This window comes from Paenibacillus sp. yr247, assembly GCF_900103825.1.
Taxonomy (GTDB): domain Bacteria; phylum Bacillota; class Bacilli; order Paenibacillales; family NBRC-103111; genus Paenibacillus_E.
Window position 1 is genome coordinate 459,609 of record NZ_FNIF01000001.1, and the last position, 19,530, is coordinate 479,138.

The 19,530-nt window shown below is 44.5% G+C and carries 15 protein-coding genes; all 15 read left to right on the forward strand.

Annotation, left to right across the window (positions count from 1 at the left end; all coding sequences use genetic code 11):
* Positions 1–105: 105 nt before the first annotated feature.
* The 15 genes from BLT91_RS02075 to murF all read left to right on the forward strand — a co-directional run bounded on the left by BLT91_RS02075 (position 106) and on the right by murF (position 19,520).
* Positions 106–1,794, forward strand: a complete 1,689-nt coding sequence (locus tag BLT91_RS02075) for a peptide ABC transporter substrate-binding protein (RefSeq protein WP_090816067.1) — start codon at positions 106–108, stop codon at positions 1,792–1,794.
* Between the two features lie 105 nt (positions 1,795–1,899).
* On the forward strand, positions 1,900–2,832 hold the full coding sequence (locus tag BLT91_RS02080) for an ABC transporter permease (protein ID WP_090816069.1): 933 nt from the start codon (positions 1,900–1,902) through the stop codon (positions 2,830–2,832).
* 3 nt (positions 2,833–2,835) lie between these two features.
* Entirely contained in the window at positions 2,836–3,768 is a 933-nt protein-coding gene (locus BLT91_RS02085; RefSeq protein ID WP_090816071.1) for an ABC transporter permease, read from the forward strand.
* A 13-nt stretch (positions 3,769–3,781) separates the two neighbouring features.
* A complete protein-coding gene (locus BLT91_RS02090; protein ID WP_090816073.1) occupies positions 3,782–4,819 on the forward strand; it encodes an ABC transporter ATP-binding protein in 1,038 nt (345 codons plus the stop codon).
* Entirely contained in the window at positions 4,812–5,774 is a 963-nt protein-coding gene (locus tag BLT91_RS02095; RefSeq protein ID WP_090816075.1) for an ABC transporter ATP-binding protein, read from the forward strand. Before BLT91_RS02090 ends, BLT91_RS02095 begins: the two co-directional genes overlap by 8 nt.
* A gap of 160 nt (positions 5,775–5,934) precedes the next feature.
* Positions 5,935–7,563, forward strand: coding sequence for a bacillithiol biosynthesis cysteine-adding enzyme BshC (bshC, locus tag BLT91_RS02100; RefSeq protein WP_254776751.1), 1,629 nt, complete (start codon positions 5,935–5,937; stop codon positions 7,561–7,563).
* A gap of 12 nt (positions 7,564–7,575) precedes the next feature.
* Positions 7,576–8,838 carry an adenosylhomocysteinase gene (locus tag BLT91_RS02105; protein ID WP_090816079.1) on the forward strand — a complete coding sequence of 421 codons (1,263 nt, stop codon included), beginning with the start codon at positions 7,576–7,578 and terminating at the stop codon, positions 8,836–8,838.
* A 203-nt stretch (positions 8,839–9,041) separates the two neighbouring features.
* A complete protein-coding gene (locus BLT91_RS02110; protein ID WP_090816081.1) occupies positions 9,042–10,202 on the forward strand; it encodes a DUF4349 domain-containing protein in 1,161 nt (386 codons plus the stop codon).
* Positions 10,203–10,326: 124 nt separating this feature from the next.
* Positions 10,327–10,764 carry a division/cell wall cluster transcriptional repressor MraZ gene (mraZ, locus tag BLT91_RS02115; protein ID WP_090816083.1) on the forward strand — a complete coding sequence of 146 codons (438 nt, stop codon included), beginning with the start codon at positions 10,327–10,329 and terminating at the stop codon, positions 10,762–10,764.
* 56 nt (positions 10,765–10,820) lie between these two features.
* Positions 10,821–11,771 (forward strand): 16S rRNA (cytosine(1402)-N(4))-methyltransferase RsmH, encoded by a 951-nt coding sequence (gene rsmH, locus BLT91_RS02120; protein ID WP_090816085.1) that lies wholly within the window; start codon positions 10,821–10,823, stop codon positions 11,769–11,771.
* A 20-nt stretch (positions 11,772–11,791) separates the two neighbouring features.
* Positions 11,792–12,226 carry a cell division protein FtsL gene (gene ftsL, locus BLT91_RS02125; RefSeq protein WP_090816087.1) on the forward strand — a complete coding sequence of 145 codons (435 nt, stop codon included), beginning with the start codon at positions 11,792–11,794 and terminating at the stop codon, positions 12,224–12,226.
* 16 nt (positions 12,227–12,242) lie between these two features.
* Positions 12,243–14,528, forward strand: coding sequence for a penicillin-binding transpeptidase domain-containing protein (locus BLT91_RS02130; protein WP_090816089.1), 2,286 nt, complete (start codon positions 12,243–12,245; stop codon positions 14,526–14,528).
* An 85-nt stretch (positions 14,529–14,613) separates the two neighbouring features.
* The gene (locus BLT91_RS02135) at positions 14,614–16,542 is read left to right on the forward strand and encodes a stage V sporulation protein D (RefSeq protein ID WP_090816091.1); all 1,929 of its coding nucleotides are present in this window, start codon (positions 14,614–14,616) and stop codon (positions 16,540–16,542) included.
* 111 nt (positions 16,543–16,653) lie between these two features.
* The gene (locus tag BLT91_RS02140; protein WP_090816093.1) at positions 16,654–18,141 is read left to right on the forward strand and encodes a UDP-N-acetylmuramoyl-L-alanyl-D-glutamate--2,6-diaminopimelate ligase; all 1,488 of its coding nucleotides are present in this window, start codon (positions 16,654–16,656) and stop codon (positions 18,139–18,141) included.
* Positions 18,138–19,520: a UDP-N-acetylmuramoyl-tripeptide--D-alanyl-D-alanine ligase gene (gene murF / locus BLT91_RS02145; RefSeq protein WP_090816095.1), complete on the forward strand. Its 1,383-nt coding sequence runs from the start codon at positions 18,138–18,140 to the stop codon at positions 19,518–19,520. Before BLT91_RS02140 ends, murF begins: the two co-directional genes overlap by 4 nt.
* Positions 19,521–19,530 lie beyond the last annotated feature (10 nt).

A 19,530-nucleotide genomic window follows, 5' to 3' on the forward strand; every position in this document is an offset into this window, starting at 1 on the left:
TTCATTTATTTTTGGGTTCAAGGTGTAAGGTTTATGTAAATAAAACTATCAACACGCACCTAGCCATAGATGTCTAGACATACATAATTTTAAAGGAGGAGTTTTATGAAAGCGACGAAGTGGGTTTCAACAGCAGTAGCATTAACGCTAATGGGTAGTGTAGCAATTGGTTGTGCTAAAAGTGAGGTTACACCTTCCGCATCTCCAACAACTGGGGATACTAAAGGTACAGCTGCTCCAGCTGCCTCTAACAAACCACAAGAAGTAAAAATTAACTTCACGGCAGAGCCGCCTGTAATGGATAGCTCCAAAGCTACAGCAAATGCAGCTTTTACGTTCATTAGCGCATTTAACGAAGGTCTTTTTCGTACTGATAAAGACGGCAAAGCAACGCCTGGACTTGCAAAAGACTTTCCTAAAATTTCTGCTGATGGTCTAACGTACACGATCGATATTCGTGACAATGCGAACTGGTCTGACGGACAACCAGTAAAAGCGCAAGATTTCGTTTATTCCTTCAAACGTACATTGGATCCTGCTACTAAAGGGCAATATAGTTTCGTAGTAGCTTGGATTAAAGGTGGAGAAGCTGTTACTAAAGCAAAGACTCCTGAAGATGTTAAAAAAGCTCAAGATGCACTTGGTGTAAAAGCAATTAGCGATAAGCAACTTCAAATTACACTTGAGAAACCAGTTACCTTCTTTACACAAATGCTTGCGTTCGGAACTTTCTTGCCACAAAGAGAAGATTTCGTGACGAAAGCTGGCGATAAATATGGAGCAGAAGCTGATAAAGTAATCGGTGCAGGTCCATTTATTTTGAGCAAATGGGATCATGGTCAAACGCTTGAACTTGTTAAAAATGATAAGTACTGGGATGCTGCTAACGTTAAACTTACGAAAGCAACGATCAACATCGTTAAAGATTCTAACACGGGTCTTAACCTGTATGAAACTGACGCGGCTGATTTGACTGAAATCAATCGTGATCAATTGAAACTTTATGCTGGTAAACCGGACAACTTGCCTAAACCTGAGTTGACTAACTCTTACCTGATGTACCAAACGAAAAAAGTTCCTGCCTTGGCTAACAAAAAAATCCGTCAAGCGCTAGGTATGGCGATTGATCGTCAAGCTTACGTTGACACAGTTCTTGCTAACGGTTCAGTAGCTTCCACAGGTTTAGTACCAGGAGGCACTTCGGATGGCGCTGGTGGCGATTTCCGTAAAACTGCAGGCGAAACTCAACCGAAATTCGATGCAGCTAAAGCAAAACAATTGCTTGCTGATGGTCTGAAAGAAGCTGGATTAACAGCTCTTCCAAAAATGAAAGTGAACGCAGATGATACTGAAACTGCGAAAAAATCACTTGAGTTCATCCTTGCACAATGGAAACAAAACCTTGGATACGAAGCTGAAGCGAACCCAGTTCCACACGCACTGCGTATCGAATTGTCCTCCAAACATGATTTCGAGATCGCTCTTTCCTTATGGGGTGCGGATTACAACGATCCAATGACGTTCTTGGATATGTGGGTAACTGGCGGAGAGTTTGATGAAGGCGACTACAGCAACGCGCAATATGATACGTTAGTTAAACAAGCTCAAGCAGAAGTAGATCCTTCCAAGCGTGCGAAAGCATTGGTTGATGCTGAGAAAATCTTAATGGATGAGCAAGGTGTATCTCCACTTTACTTCCGTACTCGAGCTTACTTGAAAAAGCCTTCACTTAACGGGATAATTCTACCATCCTTTGGACAAGAATGGGAATTGAAATGGGTTACTATTAAGTAATCTAGAGTTGAATAGTAAGATGTAAAAAGAAGGGGCCGTTCGCACCTCGTGGGAGCGGCCCCTTCTAAATTTCTCAGCTGTTAATTTTAATAAAGGAGGAGCAAAATGGTTAAGTTCATTCTTCGCCGTTTCTTATATGCGCTTATTACGTTATGGCTTATTGCATCATTTACATTCGTATTGATGAAAAACTTACCAGGTAATCCACTAGGAGAAGGCTCTGAACGGATTCCTAAAGCTACGAAAGAGATGCTGATGAAGCAATATGGGTTAGATAAGCCATTATGGGAACAATACTTGACATTCATGAACAATATCATTCATGGCGATCTAGGAGCTTCCTTTCAATTCCCTGCTCACAAAGTTACTGATATTATCAAACAAGCATTTCCTTCTTCACTAGAACTTGGGTTGATTTCAATTGCTATTGCTATCATTGCAGGTCTTACTTTAGGGATTATTGCATCCTTGAAGCATAATAAAGCAGGCGATTACACCGCAATGTTCATTGCGATTCTAGGTGTATCCATCCCATCATTTGTTCTCGGTCCAATGCTTTCTTATTATATCGGTGTAAAATGGGGAATTCTTCCTGCAGGTTTATGGAAAGGTCCAAGCTATCGAATTTTACCAGCGCTTGCGCTTTCATTCGGAACGATTGCCATTTTGGCACGTTTAATGCGTACTTCGATGCTAGACGTACTCAATCAAGATTACATTAAGACTGCAAAATCAAAAGGTTTATCCAATTTTACGGTTGTTGTTAAGCACACAATACGAAATGCGATATTACCAGTTATTACAATTATCGGTCCAATATTTGTAAACGTTATTACAGGTACGCTAGTAGTTGAACAAATCTTCTCAGTGCCAGGTTTGGGTAAACACTTTGTATCATCTGTTTATTCCAACGATTACACCATGATTTCTGGATTAACGATTTTCTATTCAAGTATTCTTATTCTAGTAATCTTTATCACAGACGTAGTGTATGGCTTTGTAGACCCTAGAATTCGTCTTGGGAAAGGCGGGAAATAATTCATGCAAACTCCAAATAATACAACAGAGAACAACTACAAGTTTGCTCCCGTTTCAAATAAATCTTTAACTGGCGAAAGAATTGTAAGACCTTCGCTCAATTATTGGCAGGACGCATGGAGACGACTTAAGAAAAATAGACTGGCTATGGCTGGCTTAATTATATTGGTAACCTTGATCGTATTAGCGATTATAGTACCTTTTGTTTCAAGCTACGATTATCAGACGCAAAATTTAAAAATAAAAAATATAGCTCCTAATGGTGAACATTGGTTTGGTACGGACGATTTCGGCCGCGATGTATGGACTCGTGTATGGTGGGGAACACGTATCTCCTTATTTATTGGGATTATAGCAGCTATAATTGATTTGGTTATTGGTGTTCTTTATGGTGGTATTTCTGCTTACTATGGCGGGAAAGTCGATGAAGTGATGCAACGTACGATTGAAATCGTATATGCGATTCCTTTCTTGTTGATCGCTATTCTACTTATTATGGTTATCGGTTCCGGTATTCCATCTATTATTTTGGCTATGGCAATAACGGGTTGGGTTCCAATGGCGCGTTTGGTGCGCGGTCAAATGCTTACGCTAAAAGAACAAGAGTTTGTGCTTGCATCTCGTACACTTGGTGCAAATCCAATGAGAATTATTATGCGCAGCCTGATTCCAAATGCGTTAGGTATCATCATCGTGCAAATTACATTTGTTGTTCCAGCTGCTATCTTTACTGAAGCATTCCTAAGCTTCATTGGTCTTGGAGTTAAACCGCCGCTTGCATCGCTCGGTAACTTGCTATCTGACGGCGCCAATTATATCCGGTTATATCCGCATCGCCTTATTTTCCCGACTATTATTTTCAGTTTGATTCTGTTAAGCTTTAATTTACTCGGAGACGGGCTTCGAGATGCGCTAGATCCGAAAATGCGTAAGTAAGAAGGGGTGAATTATGATGAGCACCAATAACAATTTACTTGAAGTAAAAGATTTGAAAGTTTCTTTCCGTACGTATGCGGGGGAAGTACAAGCTGTTCGCGGCGTATCTTTTTCTTTGAAAAAAGGTGAAGTGTTGGCGATTGTAGGTGAATCCGGCTGCGGTAAATCCGTTACGGCACAAACGCTCATGCGTTTAATTCCTACTCCGCCTAGCTATATAAAAAGCGGTTCTATCATGTTTGACGGGAAAGTAGATATTACCAAGCTTTCCAACAAACAAATGGAGAAAATTCGCGGATCCGAAATCGGTATGATTTTCCAGGATCCAATGACTTCTTTGAATCCGACTATGAAGGTCGGCGATCAAATTACAGAAGGTTTGATCAAGCACGAAGGGTTGAGCAAAAAAGCTGCAACTGAGAAAGCAATTGAGATTCTCAAACTTGTAGGTATTAATTCACCTGAGGGTCGTATTCATCAATATCCGCATGAGCTATCAGGTGGTATGCGTCAGCGTATCATGATCGCTATTGCGCTTGCTTGTTCGCCTAAGCTACTTATCGCGGATGAGCCCACAACGGCTCTTGATGTAACAATTCAAGCTCAAATCATTGATTTGATGAAGACGATCTCTGTTAAAACGGACTCATCCATTATCTTAATTACTCACGACCTTGGTGTCGTAGCTGATATGGCTCAACGTGTTGTCGTTATGTATGCAGGTAAAATTATCGAGCAAGGTACTGTAGATGAAATTTTCTACGATCCGCAGCATCCGTATACATGGGGCTTGCTTCGATCGGTGCCTCGTTTGGATACGAAGAGTAATGAAGAGCTAGTACCAATTCCGGGAACACCTCCAGATCTATTCGCGCCTCCAAAAGGGTGTGCTTTTGCAGCCAGATGTCCATATGCAATGAACCATTGCTTGGAAGAAGATCCAGAACATACAACGCTTTCTGAGACACACAGTTCTGCGTGTTGGCTGTTACATCCAGATGCACCGAAAGTTGAACGTCCTGTAGGAGTGGGAGGGCATCAACATGTCTAAAACAAATCAACCAATATTGCAAATTCGCAATATGAAGAAACATTTTAATCTTGGCAGCGGTAGAGTGTTGAAAGCCGTTGACAATTTCTCAATAGAAATTAACCGCGGTGAAACATTTGGTCTGGTAGGAGAATCCGGTTGTGGAAAATCCACAGCGGGCAGAACGATTATCAAGCTGTATGACGCAACAGAAGGCGAAGTTATTTTCGACGGTGAAGATGTTCATAAGTTGAAGGGCAAGAAGCTAAAAGAATTTAACCGGAATATGCAAATGGTATTCCAAGATCCTTACGCTTCTTTGAACCCTCGTATGACGGTTGGAAATATCATTGCTGAAGGTATTGATATTCATGGTCTCTACAAAGGTGCTAAACGTAAAGAACGCGTGATGGAATTGCTTCGCGCTGTTGGTTTGAACGATGAGCATGCCAACCGTTTCCCGCATGAGTTCTCAGGCGGTCAGCGTCAACGTATCGGTATTGCCCGTGCGCTTGCGATTGAGCCGAAATTCATTATCGCGGATGAGCCAATCTCTGCTTTGGACGTTTCCGTTCAAGCTCAGGTTGTTAACCTGTTCAAGAGATTGCAAAAGGAAATGGGTTTGACTTACTTGTTCATCGCACATGACTTGGCGATGGTGAAGCATATTTCCGACCGTATCGGCGTTATGTACCTAGGTAACCTCGTAGAGGTGACAACGTCTGACGACCTTTACGCAAAGCCGCTGCATCCTTACACACAGTCGCTGCTATCTGCGATTCCGATCCCGGATCCAGAAATTGAGCGTACACGTGAGCGCATTATTCTTGAGGGAGACGTACCGAGTCCGTTAAATCCGCCTAGCGGATGTCCGTTCCGTACACGTTGCCCGCAAGCTATGCCACAATGTGCAGAGTCAATGCCACCAACAAAAGAAGTGGAACCGAATCACTTCGTTGCTTGTCATTTGTATTAAGTTTATCCAGCCGTCCCTTAGGGGGCGGCTTTTTTATCGTGTACTTATTTTCAATTGTAATTATTAAAAATACAGTTTTGACGATTGCTTGCCTTACGTGTACAATCAAAGGATAGCTGTTTTATTTGTTATGAAGAGGGGACACTAGTCGGATATGCAAATGGAAACTTTTCATTGGAAAAAAAATCAGATTTTAGCGGAAGATTACATAGCTCAATCTGACAAAGCAAAAGCTTTATTTCCCTTTCATTTTGGAAATACGGAAGATTGGCAGTCTCGAGTGAACTGGTTAGACGAAGGAAAGACTTCACTTCTAGCCGATCGCGGACGCTTGGTGCAAGTTTTGCAAACATATAATAAGAGAATAGGAAATGCCCAGGCAGCTATCGATCATATCGCAGCTCTGGCGGATAAGGATACACTTGCAATTGTGGGGGGCCAACAAGCTGGGTTGTTCGGTGGTCAGCTGTTAGTATTGTATAAAGCCATTACTATTCTTCAATTAGCGCGTGAATGGAGTGGGAAATTACAACGATCGGTTGTACCGATTTTCTGGATCGCTGGTGAGGATCATGATTTTGATGAGGTTAACCATATGTATGCGCTGTCTAATATGCAGCAAATTGAGAAAATCAAAGTTGATCATCCGACAGGGAGACGCACGTCCGTCAGTAGGCTCCCTATTGATCCTGAAGCTTGGCAAGATGCCTTGACAGCGTTGGATCAATCCTTAATGGATACAGAGTTCAAAGCTACTTTAATAGCGAAGCTGCAAGCCACTACGGAAGGCGGGGCGACGTTATCCGATGCTTTTGCTCGCTGGATGGCTATCCTGTTTGGTGAATACGGACTTGTCCTCATAGACTCCGATGAACCTTCCCTTCGTGCATTGGAATCGTCCATGTTTGAGCAGCTTGTCGTTCAAAATGAGGTACTCACTGCATCACTCCTGAAGAGTCAGGACGAGGTTAAGCATGCAGGATATGGGGTTCAAGCAGAGATAACGAATGATGGTGCTAATCTGTTTGTATTTGCAGGTGGACAGAGGTTACTGTTGCACCGTGAAAATGAGCATTTTACAGATAAGAAAAAGGAATATAGCTTTACTAAAGAACAGCTTCACGATTTAGCGGTTACGACGCCTGAGCAGTTGAGTAACAATGTTATGTCCCGGCCTCTGATGCAGGAATTTCTGTTCCCTGTGCTCGCTACTGTGCTAGGACCTGGCGAAATTGCTTACTGGGCCCTCACGAAGCATGCGTTTGAACAATTTGGCATGAAAATGCCGATATTGGCGCCACGCTTAGAGTTCACTTTGATCGAGGGTACGGTTCAGAAGCAAATGAACAAATATGGCTTTTCGTTTGAGGATGTGCTTGAGCGTTTTGAACGGAAGAAACAAGAGTGGCTGGATGCTCAAGATACACTACATTTGAATGAGCGTTTCGATGCCGTGAAAACGGAGTTCCGTGACATTTACGAACCTCTTGTTGAATCGCTAGCTGTAATCAACCCCGGTGTCAAAAAGCTGGGAGAAACGAATATGATGAAAATCCTAGAGCAGATCGATTTTTTGCACAATAAAGCCGGAGAAGCTTACAAGATACAATTCGAGGCGACGCTAAGACAGTTAGAACGCATTCGTTTAACGATATTACCGTTAGCAAAGCCGCAAGAAAGAGTGTATAATGGGTGTGCTTATATGAATCGATATGGGAATGATTGGCTCCGAGATTTGCTTGAGACGCCGGTACCTGTTGACGGTTTACACCGTGTTTATTATTTATAGGAGGAAACTAACATGACAAATGTTGAAAAAAGTATAGTAGCTGACATAACATTAGCACCTGAAGGTCATTTGAAAATTGATTGGGTCCAGGCGCACATGCCTGTTTTGAATCGTATTCGTGAGCAGTTTGAGAAAGAGCAGCCTTTTAAAGGGCTGAAAGTGGCCATTTCCTTGCATTTAGAAGCGAAAACAGCCTATTTGGCCAAAGTAGTGAAAGCCGGCGGAGCTGAAGTAACAATTACAGGAAGCAACCCGCTTTCTACACAAGATGACGTCTGTGCAGCACTTGTAGAAGATGGGATTACGGTATTTGCAAAATACAATCCGAGCCCGGAAGAATACAAAGAATTGCTGATTAAAGCACTCGAAACTAAGCCTGACCTGATCATTGATGATGGTGGCGATTTGGTTTCAATTCTTCATTCGGAACGTAAAGATCTGGCTGTGCAAGTTCGTGGCGGAGCTGAAGAAACAACAACGGGTATTCTTCGTCTGAAGGCGATGGAGAAAGAAGGCAAGCTCGAATTCCCGATGGTCGCGGTGAATGATGCATTCTGTAAATACTTGTTCGATAACCGTTATGGCACGGGTCAATCCGTATGGGATGGCATCAACCGTACAACGAACTTGGTTGTAGCAGGTAAAACCGTTGTTGTTGTAGGTTACGGCTGGTGCGGTAAAGGTGTGGCGATGCGTGCTAAAGGATTAGGCGCGAATGTAATTGTGACGGAAATCGACGCGATCAAAGGTGTCGAGGCGTACATGGATGGTTTTGCTGTTATGCCAATGCTGGAAGCAGCGAAATTGGGTGATTTCTTCGTAACAGTTACAGGTAACCGAGATGTGATTCGTGGTGAGCACTACAAAGTAATGAAAGATGGCGCTATTCTCTCGAATGCAGGCCATTTTGATGTAGAAGTTAACAAACCAGAGCTGGAAGCGTTGTCTGTTTCCAAGCGTACAGTTAGACGCAACATTGAAGAATACCAACTGACTGATGGCCGTAAAGTATACATACTTGCTGAAGGACGCCTTGTTAACTTAGCTGCAGGCGACGGTCATCCGGCTGAAATTATGGATATGACGTTTGCGCTTCAAGCCATGTCCCTTAAATATGTCAACGATGAGTACAAAAAACTAGGTAAAACGGTTGTGAATGTACCTTATGTGTTGGATGAGCAAGTGGCTAGATTCAAGCTGGAATCACTTGGTACTAGTATTGATTCATTAACAGAAGAGCAAAAGATGTACCTAGACAGCTGGGCAGAACATTAAGAAAAAAGGAAACCTTTCAGACCACTTTTTTAAGTGGGCTGGAAGGTTTTTTTCTCTTCATATGGACGTTATGTCTTAAATAGTATGGATTTACCTCTGTATCGGCAATTATTTGATGAAGGGACTCGGCGACTTGCAACTTTTCCTCGCAACACCCGTTTATAGGGTGTATAACCTATATTTGGTAGCGGGGAGATGGCAAAATGGGGGTCTTAAAAAGTAAAGAGATCAGTATCTTCATGTACCGCAGTATTACTGCTAAGAAAGCAAAGAGGATTAGGTTTGGTCGGAAAATTTCTTTCCTGCTTGCCACGTGTATGCTAGTAATAAGCCTGCTTTCGGGATGCAGTGCATCGAAAAGTGATTCATCGAAATCATCGGCGACTGAGATGAAAATGGGGACATCTAGCAATGAAGCGCAACCAGAAGCCCTACGAGCAGATGACAAGAAAGTTGTTGCTCCTGCTGCAAAGGCGGCAAGCGGGCAAACAGGTAACGCGAAAGAGACCGCATCAATGGCAAATCAATCGCCGGCTGAGGTGAAAAATGCGCCAATTACAGTCATGCCGGCAACGGGAAGCGATGAAGCTGGAGGATTTAATCGTAAGTTGATCTATCGAGCGAACTTGGTAATGCCAGTTGAGGATTACAGCAAGGCTCAGACAGCGCTCCGTGATCTGGTAGCGCTGAGTGGGGCTTACATTTTGCAATTTTCGGAAAATGCGAATACGGGGGAACGTGGCGGAACGTATACAATTAAAGTCGCGGCGAATGGATTTGTTTCCTTGCTGGATGGCTTAGAGAAAATAAGTCCCTCACTCCAAAGGAACGTACAAGGCCAGGATGTAACTGAGGAGTATGTGGATCTTAGCTCTCGCCTGAAAGCGAAACAACTGGTTGAAACCCGATTGCTCAGCTTTATGGAGAAAGCCTCCAAGACGGATGATCTGCTTGCTTTCTCGAATGAGCTTTCCAAGGTGCAAGAAGCGATTGAACAAATTAAGGGGCGGATGAGGTATTTGGATCAAAATGTCTCTTTCTCGACGATTGAACTTCGCATGTACCAGCAAACAAGTAAAAGGCCACTGCTATCGGATCCGAGTCAATTAACCTTAGAGGAACGAATTCAAAAAGCGTGGAGCTCTAGCCTAAATGTACTAGTTGCTGTGATGCAAGGTATTCTCGTTTTTTTGGCAGCTGCGTTTCCTGTCCTTGTCATTGTCCTGTTGATCGGTGTCCCAATCTGGGTATTCAGGCGCAAAAGAAAAAAACTGCTGATAGAAACGCGAAATCAACTTAAAGCGCAAAATGCTTCTTTAAACTCACTTGAAGACGAGAAACAAGGAAAAAAAGACACAGAATAGAGCTAAAATTGAAAATTATTTTGAAAATCCTGCTTTCGTAGCAGGATTTGTTTCGTTTTTGGCGAATAAACATTAAAAAGTGGTGGAAAGTGGTAAGAAGTGGAGGGAAAGGGGGCGCCATGCTATGTTCATGGGTGAATATCAACATAGCATTGACGAGAAGGGCCGAATGATCATCCCGGCCAAATTTCGCGAAGCCCTCGGCGACTCATTTGTTATCACCCGCGGTCTGGATCAGTGCTTATTCGTTTATCCGCAATCGGAATGGACGATACTCGAACAGAAGCTCAAAGCACTGCCTCTTATGAAATCAGATGCGCGTGCCTTCACCCGGTTCTTCTTCTCCGGCGCAACGGAGTGTGATCTCGATAAGCAAGGGAGAGCGAACATACCAGGTAATCTCATGGATCATGCCAAGCTTGAGAAAGATTGTGTGGTTATCGGTGTTTCCAACCGAGTTGAGATTTGGAGCAAGCAAATTTGGGAAAGCTATGCCAATGAATCGGAACAGTCATTCAATGAGATAGCAGAGAAACTCGTCGATTTTAATTTTGATTTATAAAGCTAGATGCTTACGCAGAAAGCTTTGCTAAAGCAAAGCTCTTAGGAGGACACCAAGTGTTTCATCATGTGACGGTACTTAAGGAAGAATCTGTTGAAGGTTTACATATAAAGTCGGATGGCGTTTACGTGGATTGTACGATGGGAGGAGCAGGTCATAGTTCCCTGATTGCTTCTAAGTTAGGTCCCAATGGGTTACTGATTGCTTTAGACCAGGATGATGTTGCTTTAGCCAACGCTCAAACCGTGCTAGCCCCTTATCTGGATCGAGTGAGAATAGTAAAAAGTAATTTTAGAGAGCTGGAACAGGTGCTCCAGAATGAACCAAGAGCACTTCGTGACGGCAAGCCGCAGGTGGATGGTATTCTTTTTGATCTCGGAGTATCTTCACCACAACTTGATGATGGCGAACGAGGTTTCAGCTATAACCATGATGCAGAGCTCGACATGCGGATGGATCGTACGACGGAATTAACCGCCAAAACGATCGTCAATGAGTGGCCTCCTGACCAAATTGCGCGAATTTTGTTTGAATATGGCGAAGAGAAGTTTTCTCGTCGTATCGCAGGTGTCATTGTAGAAGCCCGGACCAAACATCCGATTGAAACCACGGGTGAGCTGGTGGAGCTGATCAAAGAAGGTATCCCAGCAGCGGCCAGAAGAACAGGTGGTCACCCGGCGAAGCGGAGTTTCCAAGCACTGCGTATCGCGGTGAACGATGAGCTGGGTGCTTTTGAAGAAGCGTTGGAGCAATCGCTCAGATGCCTAGCCCCACAAGGCAGAGTTGCCGTAATTACCTTCCATTCTTTGGAAGATCGCATCTGCAAGCAATTTTTCGTGAAAAATGTTGAAAAATGTACCTGTCCACCAGATTTTCCACTGTGCGTTTGTAAGAAATCCGGAACAGTTAAATTAGTTACACGAAAACCGATTATTCCAAGTGAGCATGAGCTTGAAGTGAATCAAAGGGCAAGATCAGCAAAGCTGAGAATCGCAGAAAAGCTATAACACAAGGGAGGAAAAAGGATATGTCATCTTACATCCAAGGCAATTTGGCGCTCGATCAGAAACGTACGGTTCCAACACCTAAAATGAAGATAAAAGAAACAACGAAGGTTGTTTATCGGAATAAATCGTTGCCGACGCAAGAGAAAATGCTCTATTTGTTCACCGTTGTCCTTTGTGTCATCGTTGCAGGCGTGATCATCTGGCGTTATTCGGCTATTTATCAAATGAACGCGAATATGTTGAAAATGCAAAATGAAATTCGCGATATGCAAGCTCAGAACAGCGCTTTGAAGCAAGAAGTAGAGAAACTGCAAAGTCCTGATCGTTTAAAGGAGGAGGCTACGCGTCTCGGGTTTAACTTACAAGATGAGAAGCAAGTAAGCTTAGTTACTCCAGCGAAGGTGAAGCCAAACACTAGCGGCAGCAAAAATACTAAAGTAGCTTCTAAACCTTAATGGGCAGGTATTCCATATGACAAAAAAAATTAAGTTACGATCTTTGCTAATTGGAGGGTTTTTTACCCTTCTTTTTGTTGTCCTCATTGCTAAAGTCTATTGGATTCAAGTGGTAGAAGCTTCATGGTTGCTAGAGAAGGCCGAAAAGAGATGGGAAACAGATAAGGTGATAACCCCGGTGAGGGGAACGATCCTAGACAGAAACAATAAAGTGCTTGCGGTAGAAGCAGCATCCTATACGATTGCTCTTAATCCCAAAATGATCGATGGCTACCATATTGCGGAAGATATTGTGCAGGGATTAGCGGAAATTTTGAAAGAATCGAATGAAACGAAACCTGCATTGGTCAATAAAATCCGTGATCGTGCAACGAAAATGAAGCCGGATGGCACTGATTTTGCGGCCAATGTGGAGATTAGAAATGAAGGCTGGAAGATCGAGAAGGAGAAGGCTGATCAAGTCCGTACTCTGATTACTAATCTTCAAGCAAAACTTAAATTATCTGCGAAAGCTAACGTGGGTATTAGTATTTTAGAAGATAAGAAACGATATTATCCTGGTGAGACATTGGCTTCGCACATTCTTGGTTATACGAACAAAGAAGGGGATGCTGCGCTAGGCTTAGAGCTTAAACTAGACCAAACCCTTAAAGGTGTTCCTGGCATTTTAAGCTATGAGAAGGACGGCAAAGGTGTGGAGCTACCAGATTCCAAGGTCAATTTCAAACCAGCGGAAGACGGGAATAATGTACGACTAACGATCGATAAAAACATTCAATTTTATTTGGAGAGCGCGCTTGCTAAGGTGAATGACAAGTGGCACCCGAAGAGCTTGACGGCTATCGCAGTTGATCCGCAAACGATGGAAATCTTGGGCATGGCGAATACACCTACTTTTAACCCCAATACGTATTGGACCATTAAGGATCAAAGTAATTTCAAAAATAATGCGGTAGCCTCCCGCTATGAGCCAGGCTCAACTTTCAAGCTTGTCACGTTAGCAGCTACCGTAGAAGAAGGCTTATTCAATCCAACAGAAACCTACCAATCAGGTATGATTCGGGTACAGGATAGAGAACTCCATGACCACAATCGAGTTGGTTGGGGGAAAATTACCTTTTTGGATGGGCTTAAGCGATCTAGTAACGTTGCTTTCGTCAAATTGGGTATAGAAAAATTAACTCCACCTAAACTTTTAGATTATATTACTAAATTTGGGTTTGATCAAAAAACGAATATTGATATGCCGAATGAAGTTTCCGGTTTAATCGATATGAAATATCCGTCTGAATTTGCAACAGCAACGTATGGACAAGGGAAGGTCGTAGTCACAGCCATTCAACAAACCGCCGCTTATGCGGCGATGGCGAACGGCGGCAAATTGATGTGGCCTCACATTGTTAAGGACATTGTTGATCCTAAATCAGGGAAAACAATTCAGTCTTTTGCGCCCCAAGTGATTAGGCAAGTCGTAAGTGAAAAGACAGCTAATCAGGTGAGCGGTTATTTAGAGCAGGTTGTATCTGATCAAGAAATTGGTACAGGAAAGCTTGCATATATGGATGGCTACCGCGTGGCAGGAAAGACGGGAACAGCGAACATTGTACTTCCCGGTGAAAAAACGTATTCGACAGATTCGTGGGTTATTTCGTTTATCGGGTATGCACCTGTTGAAAATCCTCGTATCTTAGTCACATTGATCGCCGATCAGCCCGATCTTGGCGGAAACTATCATTTAGGAGGCCAGGTGCTTGCTCCTGCTTTTAAAGATATCGTTGGCGAGTCGTTGCAGTATATGGGTGTCGCATCGAATAAGCAAACCAGAATGGTTGCTAAGGAAGCGAATAAGCTAACTGTGCCCAATTTTGCAGATGTAACTGCTGAAAATGCCAAAGCAAAGGCTAAAGAGAGCGGTTTATCGCTTGAGGTATTCGGAAAAGGGGCTAAAGTAGTTGACCAATTTCCGAAAGCAGGTACAGAAATCTTATCCACACAACGAATATATGTTGCGATGCAAACCGTTGATGAGATGCCATTGCCTAACTTAGTAGGACGTTCCCTGCGAGATGCAGTAGAAGCATGCTCCTTCTTTAAAGTGGACTGTCAAACCTCCGGTGAAGGATACGTCTCGGATCAGGCAATTGCGGGAGACGGAGAGGTGCGAAGCGTGACTTTACAGCTCAAACCGCTTAGTGATAAAGCAGTGTCTTCTGTATCTCCTGCACCGTCATCAGTATCACCTACACCAACACCGAATGCGAAACAAGAAACGCAGCGTTCAACGGCCAAAAAGACACCGTAACCGAGAGCTTGTTCTAACCCCTGTTTGTCCCGAATAGTCATGTTAGGAATGATCTTGACTTATTGGGAAGGGAGACTGAACGTTCATGCGTGTTTCTAACGTTACCGTTCGTCGCAGATTGTTTACTGCGCTCATCATCGGCACTGTCATTTTTACTGCACTTATTCTCCGTCTGGCTTATGTCCAGCTATGGATCGGACAAGACTTGGCGAATAAAGCGGAAGATAGCTGGCGGAGGGAAGTTCCGTTTGCGTCCAAGAGAGGCGAAATCCAGGATCGCAACGGCATTTCTTTGACTTACAGCATGAGTACGCCTACGATTTTGGCGATACCTGTACAGCTTGAAGACGCCCGCAGCGTAGCAGCAAAGCTAGCAGAAGTGCTGCAAGGCAATGAAGAGGAAATTTATCAACAAATAACAAAGAAAGCCTCGAAGAACTATATTAAACCTTCAGGGCGTAAAATAACGGTTGAAAAAGCACAAGAAGTTCGCAATCTTCACCTTCCTGGCATCGTTGTAGCAGAGGACAACAAAAGGTACTATCCTTTTGGCACATTAGCCGCACATATCCTCGGATTCGCTGGGATCGATAAAGGGTTGACCGGGATCGAGGCGAAGTATGACAGTCAGCTAACAGGGATTCCAGGAAGTATATCCTATATGGCTGACGCGGCAGGCAGGACGCTGAAGGGGACGACAGACACCTATGAAAAGCCTAAAGACGGACTCAATCTGAAACTGACGATAGACAGTCATTTGCAGACTTTCATGGAGAGAGAATTGGATCAGGCCATGGAGCAGTATCAGGCGCAAAATGTCATCGCGATTATGATGGATCCCAATAATGGAGAAATACTAGCGATGGGCAGCAGGCCTACCTATGAGCCAGGCAATTATAAGGATTATCCAACAGAAACTTATAACCGGAATTTACCGATTTGGAAAACATATGAGCCGGGCTCTACATTCAAGATTATTACGTTAGCGGCTGCCTTAGAGGAAAAAAAGGTGGACCTAAAGAATGAACAATTTTATGATCCCGGGTATATTGAGGTTGGAGGAGCTAGGCTGCGCTGTTGGAAACGCGGTGGACATGGCAGTGAAACAATGCTGCAAGTCGTACAAAACTCTTGTAACCCCGGATTCGTCGTCATGGGACAACGTCTAGGTAAGGAAAAGCTATTTGATTACATTTCAAAATTCGGCTTTGGAAAGAAGACAGGTATTGACCTCGCTGGAGAAGAAAACGGGATTATGTTTAAGCCTTCTCAGGTTGGACCGGTCGAGCTTGCGACAACAGCATTCGGTCAAGGGGTATCTGTGACTCCGATTCAGCAAATTACAGCTGTCTCTGCGGCCATTAACGGAGGAAGACTTTTCAAGCCATATGTGGCTAAATCCTTTACGAATCCTGACACGGGTGAGGTTGTTAATGTTACCCAGCCTGAACTGGTACGCAATGTGATTTCAGAAGAAACTTCGAAGCAAGTACGCGAAACTCTTGAAAGCGTTGTGGCCAAAGGCACAGGACGTAATGCGTTTATCGACGGCTATCGCGTCGGAGGGAAGACGGGTACAGCGCAAAAGGTCATTAACGGACGTTATTCGCCTGATGAGCATATCGTCTCTTTCATAGGCTTCGCACCTGCCGACAATCCGAAGATTGTTATTTACGCGGCTGTAGATGATCCCAAAGGAATCCAATTCGGAGGGCTGATTGCAGCTCCATTAGTCAAGAATATGATGGCTGACGCTTTGCGATATATGAAAGTTGAACCCAATAAAGAGCAGCTTGATAAAGAGTATCGGTATGGCGAAATACCGGTTGTTGAGGTGCCAAACTTGGTTGGAGCGTCAGTTGATGATATATTAGAAGATCTGAACATGAATTTTAGGCTTGCAAAGTCCGGTAGTGGTAAATTTGTGATCAGCCAAGCGCCGAAACCAGGTTCACGGGTAGATCAAGGCTCCACGATACGCATCTTTCTCTCGAATAATGAGCCGCCGCAGTAATGATTTTTAAGAAGACTGGCAAAAAGATTTACAAGTAAGACATGTTTTGCTTTTCCATATGCATAAAATTGTCCATAATAGATAGGAAATATGTTAAGGAGAGGGTTGCTCATGAAACTGCAGGAGCTTGCTTCCGCACTGCTCATTACCCATATACATGGAGATGCTGATACAGAGATTACGGGGATTGAAGCAGACTCTCGTAAAATAAAATCAGGGGATTTGTTTTTATGTATCCCCGGATTAACAGCAGATGGACACGATTATGCCCCAAAAGCGATAGCGCTTGGGGCTTCTGCCCTTGTAACAGAAAGAGTGCTAGACCTGCCTATTACGCAGCTTGTTGTGAAAGATGCCAGATATGCAATGGCAGCCTTATCAGCCCATTTCTTTGGCTATCCCAGCAAGGAACTGAAATTGATTGGAATTACGGGTACGAATGGGAAAACGACATCCACCTATTTGATCGAGAAAATATTGCGTGATCAAGGCTTTATAACTGGTCTTATGGGAACGATTCAAATGAAAATCGGGGATACCTATACGGAAATGGAGCGCACCACACAGGAATCAGTCGATCTTCAGCGCAGTTTTCGCAAGATGTGTGATCAGAAGACGGATTACTGCATCATGGAAGTATCCAGCCATGCCCTAGAATTAGGTAGGGTAAAGGGTATTCATTTCCGCTCGGGTATTTTTACCAATCTAACGCAGGATCATTTGGATTACCACAAAACGTTGGAGGCTTACGAAACGGCGAAAGGGCTGCTGTTCTCCAGACTGGGAAACGGTTTCTCAGCCAATCCAAAGGATCACCAGTACGCTATTCTTAATGTCGATGACGCTGCTGCGCAAACATTCAAGAAGCTAACAGCTGCACAGGTTATTACTTATGGCATAGAGAATGAATGTGATGTACGGGCGACGAATATCCGAATTACGGCCCAAGGCACTGAGTTTCAGCTTATTTCTTTTGCGGGTGAAGCATTCTTTCAAATGAAATTAGTCGGTAAATTCAACGTCTACAATGCGCTTGGTGCAATTGCTGCGGCTTTGGCTGAGGGAGTTCCACTTGAAGCAATTCGGAATAGTTTAGAAAGTGTAACATTCGTTGATGGGCGAATGGAGGTTGTAAATGAGGGCCAGGATTACTTAGTCTTGGTTGACTATGCCCATACCCCTGATGGTTTAGAAAATGCCCTGTCTACCGTCCGAGAGTTTGCAGAAGGTAAGGTAATTACCGTGTTTGGCTGCGGTGGCGACCGTGATAGGACGAAGCGTCCTTTAATGGGCAAGGTTACAGCAAAATATAGCGACTATTTATTTGTAACATCAGATAATCCTCGTACTGAGAATCCGGATTCCATTCTGAATGATATCGTTCCCGGTTTGGTTGAGGTTAATTACCCAGAAAAAAAGTATGAATTAATCGTGGATCGCAAAAAAGCGATACAAAAGGCTATTGAAGGGGCAGGCCCCAAAGATGTAATATTGATAGCGGGAAAAGGCCACGAAACGTATCAGGATATCATGGGGGTCAAGCATGATTTCGACGATCGTTTGGTGGCTAAGGCTGCGATAAGGGGGAGAGGACGATGATAGAACGTACATTACAACAAATCGCAGGGATGTTAGGTAGTGAGATATCAGGGTCAGAAGAAGCTATTATGATAAAAGGCGTTTCAACGGATACACGCTCTATCCAGGCGGGAAGCCTATTCGTCCCTCTTATCGGTGAGAACTTTGACGGGCATTCCTATGCAGAAGATGCTTATCATAAAGGTGCTTCAGCTATTTTGTGGCAGTATGATCGCGGTGAGGCACCGAAAGGCGTTCCATTCATCCGCGTCCCGGATACGTTAATAGCTCTGCAGCAATTAGCTAAGGCTTATCGCAAGCAGCTGCCTGTGCGCATCATTGGGATTACAGGCAGCAATGGTAAAACGACGACAAAAGACTTGGTTGCGTCCGTTCTGGGTAGTACTTATCAAGTGCATAAAACAAAAGGAAACTTGAATAATCATATCGGTTTACCGCTCACGCTGCTCCAGCTTGAGGAGACCACGGAATTCGCCGTGGTCGAGATGGGGATGAGCGGACGAGGCGAGATTGAGCTCTTGTCCGATCTGGCCGAGCCGGAAGCGTCGATCATTACGATGATCGGCGAGTCGCACATGCTCCAGCTGGGCTCGCGGGAAGAGATCGCTCGGGCGAAGGCCGAGATCGCAAGCGGAATGCCCAGCGGCGGGCTGCTCGTCTACAACGGCGACGAGCCATTGATTGAACAGGCTCTCGCCGAGCGAAGCTTGCCAGAGGGGCTGCGCCGCATCCGCTTCGGCGGCGGCGCGGGCAATGATTTGTACCCGACCGACATCCGGATGGATGCGGACGGGGCGTTCTTCCAGATCAATTCCCCGGGGTACCCGGAATTGTACATTCCCTTGCTCGGCACGCATAATGTGATTAATGCGTTAGCAGCCATTGCCATCGGCGAAGCCTTCGGCGTACAGCCGGCTTCCATTGCAGCAGGGCTTCGCTCGCTGCAGATGACGAGCATGCGCATCGAGAAGCTGACGGCAGCCTCTGGGCTGACCGTGCTAAACGATGCGTATAATGCCAGCCCGGCATCCATGCGGGCTTCCATCGCGCTTACCGAGCAGTTGAGCGGCTTCGGCAGCAAGTTCCTTGTGCTCGGCGATATGCTGGAGCTTGGCGAGCACGAAGAGCAGTTCCATCGCGGCATCGGCGCGATGCTGTCTCCCGAACGTGTAGACTACGTCTTCACGTTCGGTCGTCTGGGCCGCTTCATCGCGGATGAAGCGGCTGCTCAGTTCCCGAAGGGACGCGTGCGCGCCTTCGAAGACAAAGAGCAGCTCGCGGCAGAGCTGGCCGCTTTAGCACGAGCTGAGGACATTGTGCTCGTAAAGGGCTCGCGCGGTATGCGGCTAGAGCAAGTTGTGAATGCCTTACTCGCCTAATTGGCGCTTG

Bases quoted from the DNA above. Each gene is read 5' to 3' on its own strand.
- BLT91_RS02075 (WP_090816067.1), top strand. From the start codon at position 106: ATGAAAGCGACGAAGTGGGTTTCAACAGCAGTAGCATTAACGCTAATG.
- BLT91_RS02080 (WP_090816069.1), top strand. From the start codon at position 1,900: ATGGTTAAGTTCATTCTTCGCCGTTTCTTATATGCGCTTATTACGTTA.
- BLT91_RS02085 (WP_090816071.1), top strand. From the start codon at position 2,836: ATGCAAACTCCAAATAATACAACAGAGAACAACTACAAGTTTGCTCCC.
- BLT91_RS02090 (WP_090816073.1), top strand. From the start codon at position 3,782: ATGATGAGCACCAATAACAATTTACTTGAAGTAAAAGATTTGAAAGTT.
- BLT91_RS02095 (WP_090816075.1), top strand. From the start codon at position 4,812: ATGTCTAAAACAAATCAACCAATATTGCAAATTCGCAATATGAAGAAA.
- bshC (WP_254776751.1), top strand. From the start codon at position 5,935: ATGGAAACTTTTCATTGGAAAAAAAATCAGATTTTAGCGGAAGATTAC.
- BLT91_RS02105 (WP_090816079.1), top strand. From the start codon at position 7,576: ATGACAAATGTTGAAAAAAGTATAGTAGCTGACATAACATTAGCACCT.
- BLT91_RS02110 (WP_090816081.1), top strand. From the start codon at position 9,042: ATGGGGGTCTTAAAAAGTAAAGAGATCAGTATCTTCATGTACCGCAGT.
- mraZ (WP_090816083.1), top strand. From the start codon at position 10,327: ATGTTCATGGGTGAATATCAACATAGCATTGACGAGAAGGGCCGAATG.
- ftsL (WP_090816087.1), top strand. From the start codon at position 11,792: ATGTCATCTTACATCCAAGGCAATTTGGCGCTCGATCAGAAACGTACG.
- BLT91_RS02130 (WP_090816089.1), top strand. From the start codon at position 12,243: ATGACAAAAAAAATTAAGTTACGATCTTTGCTAATTGGAGGGTTTTTT.
- BLT91_RS02135 (WP_090816091.1), top strand. From the start codon at position 14,614: ATGCGTGTTTCTAACGTTACCGTTCGTCGCAGATTGTTTACTGCGCTC.
- BLT91_RS02140 (WP_090816093.1), top strand. From the start codon at position 16,654: ATGAAACTGCAGGAGCTTGCTTCCGCACTGCTCATTACCCATATACAT.
- murF (WP_090816095.1), top strand. From the start codon at position 18,138: ATGATAGAACGTACATTACAACAAATCGCAGGGATGTTAGGTAGTGAG.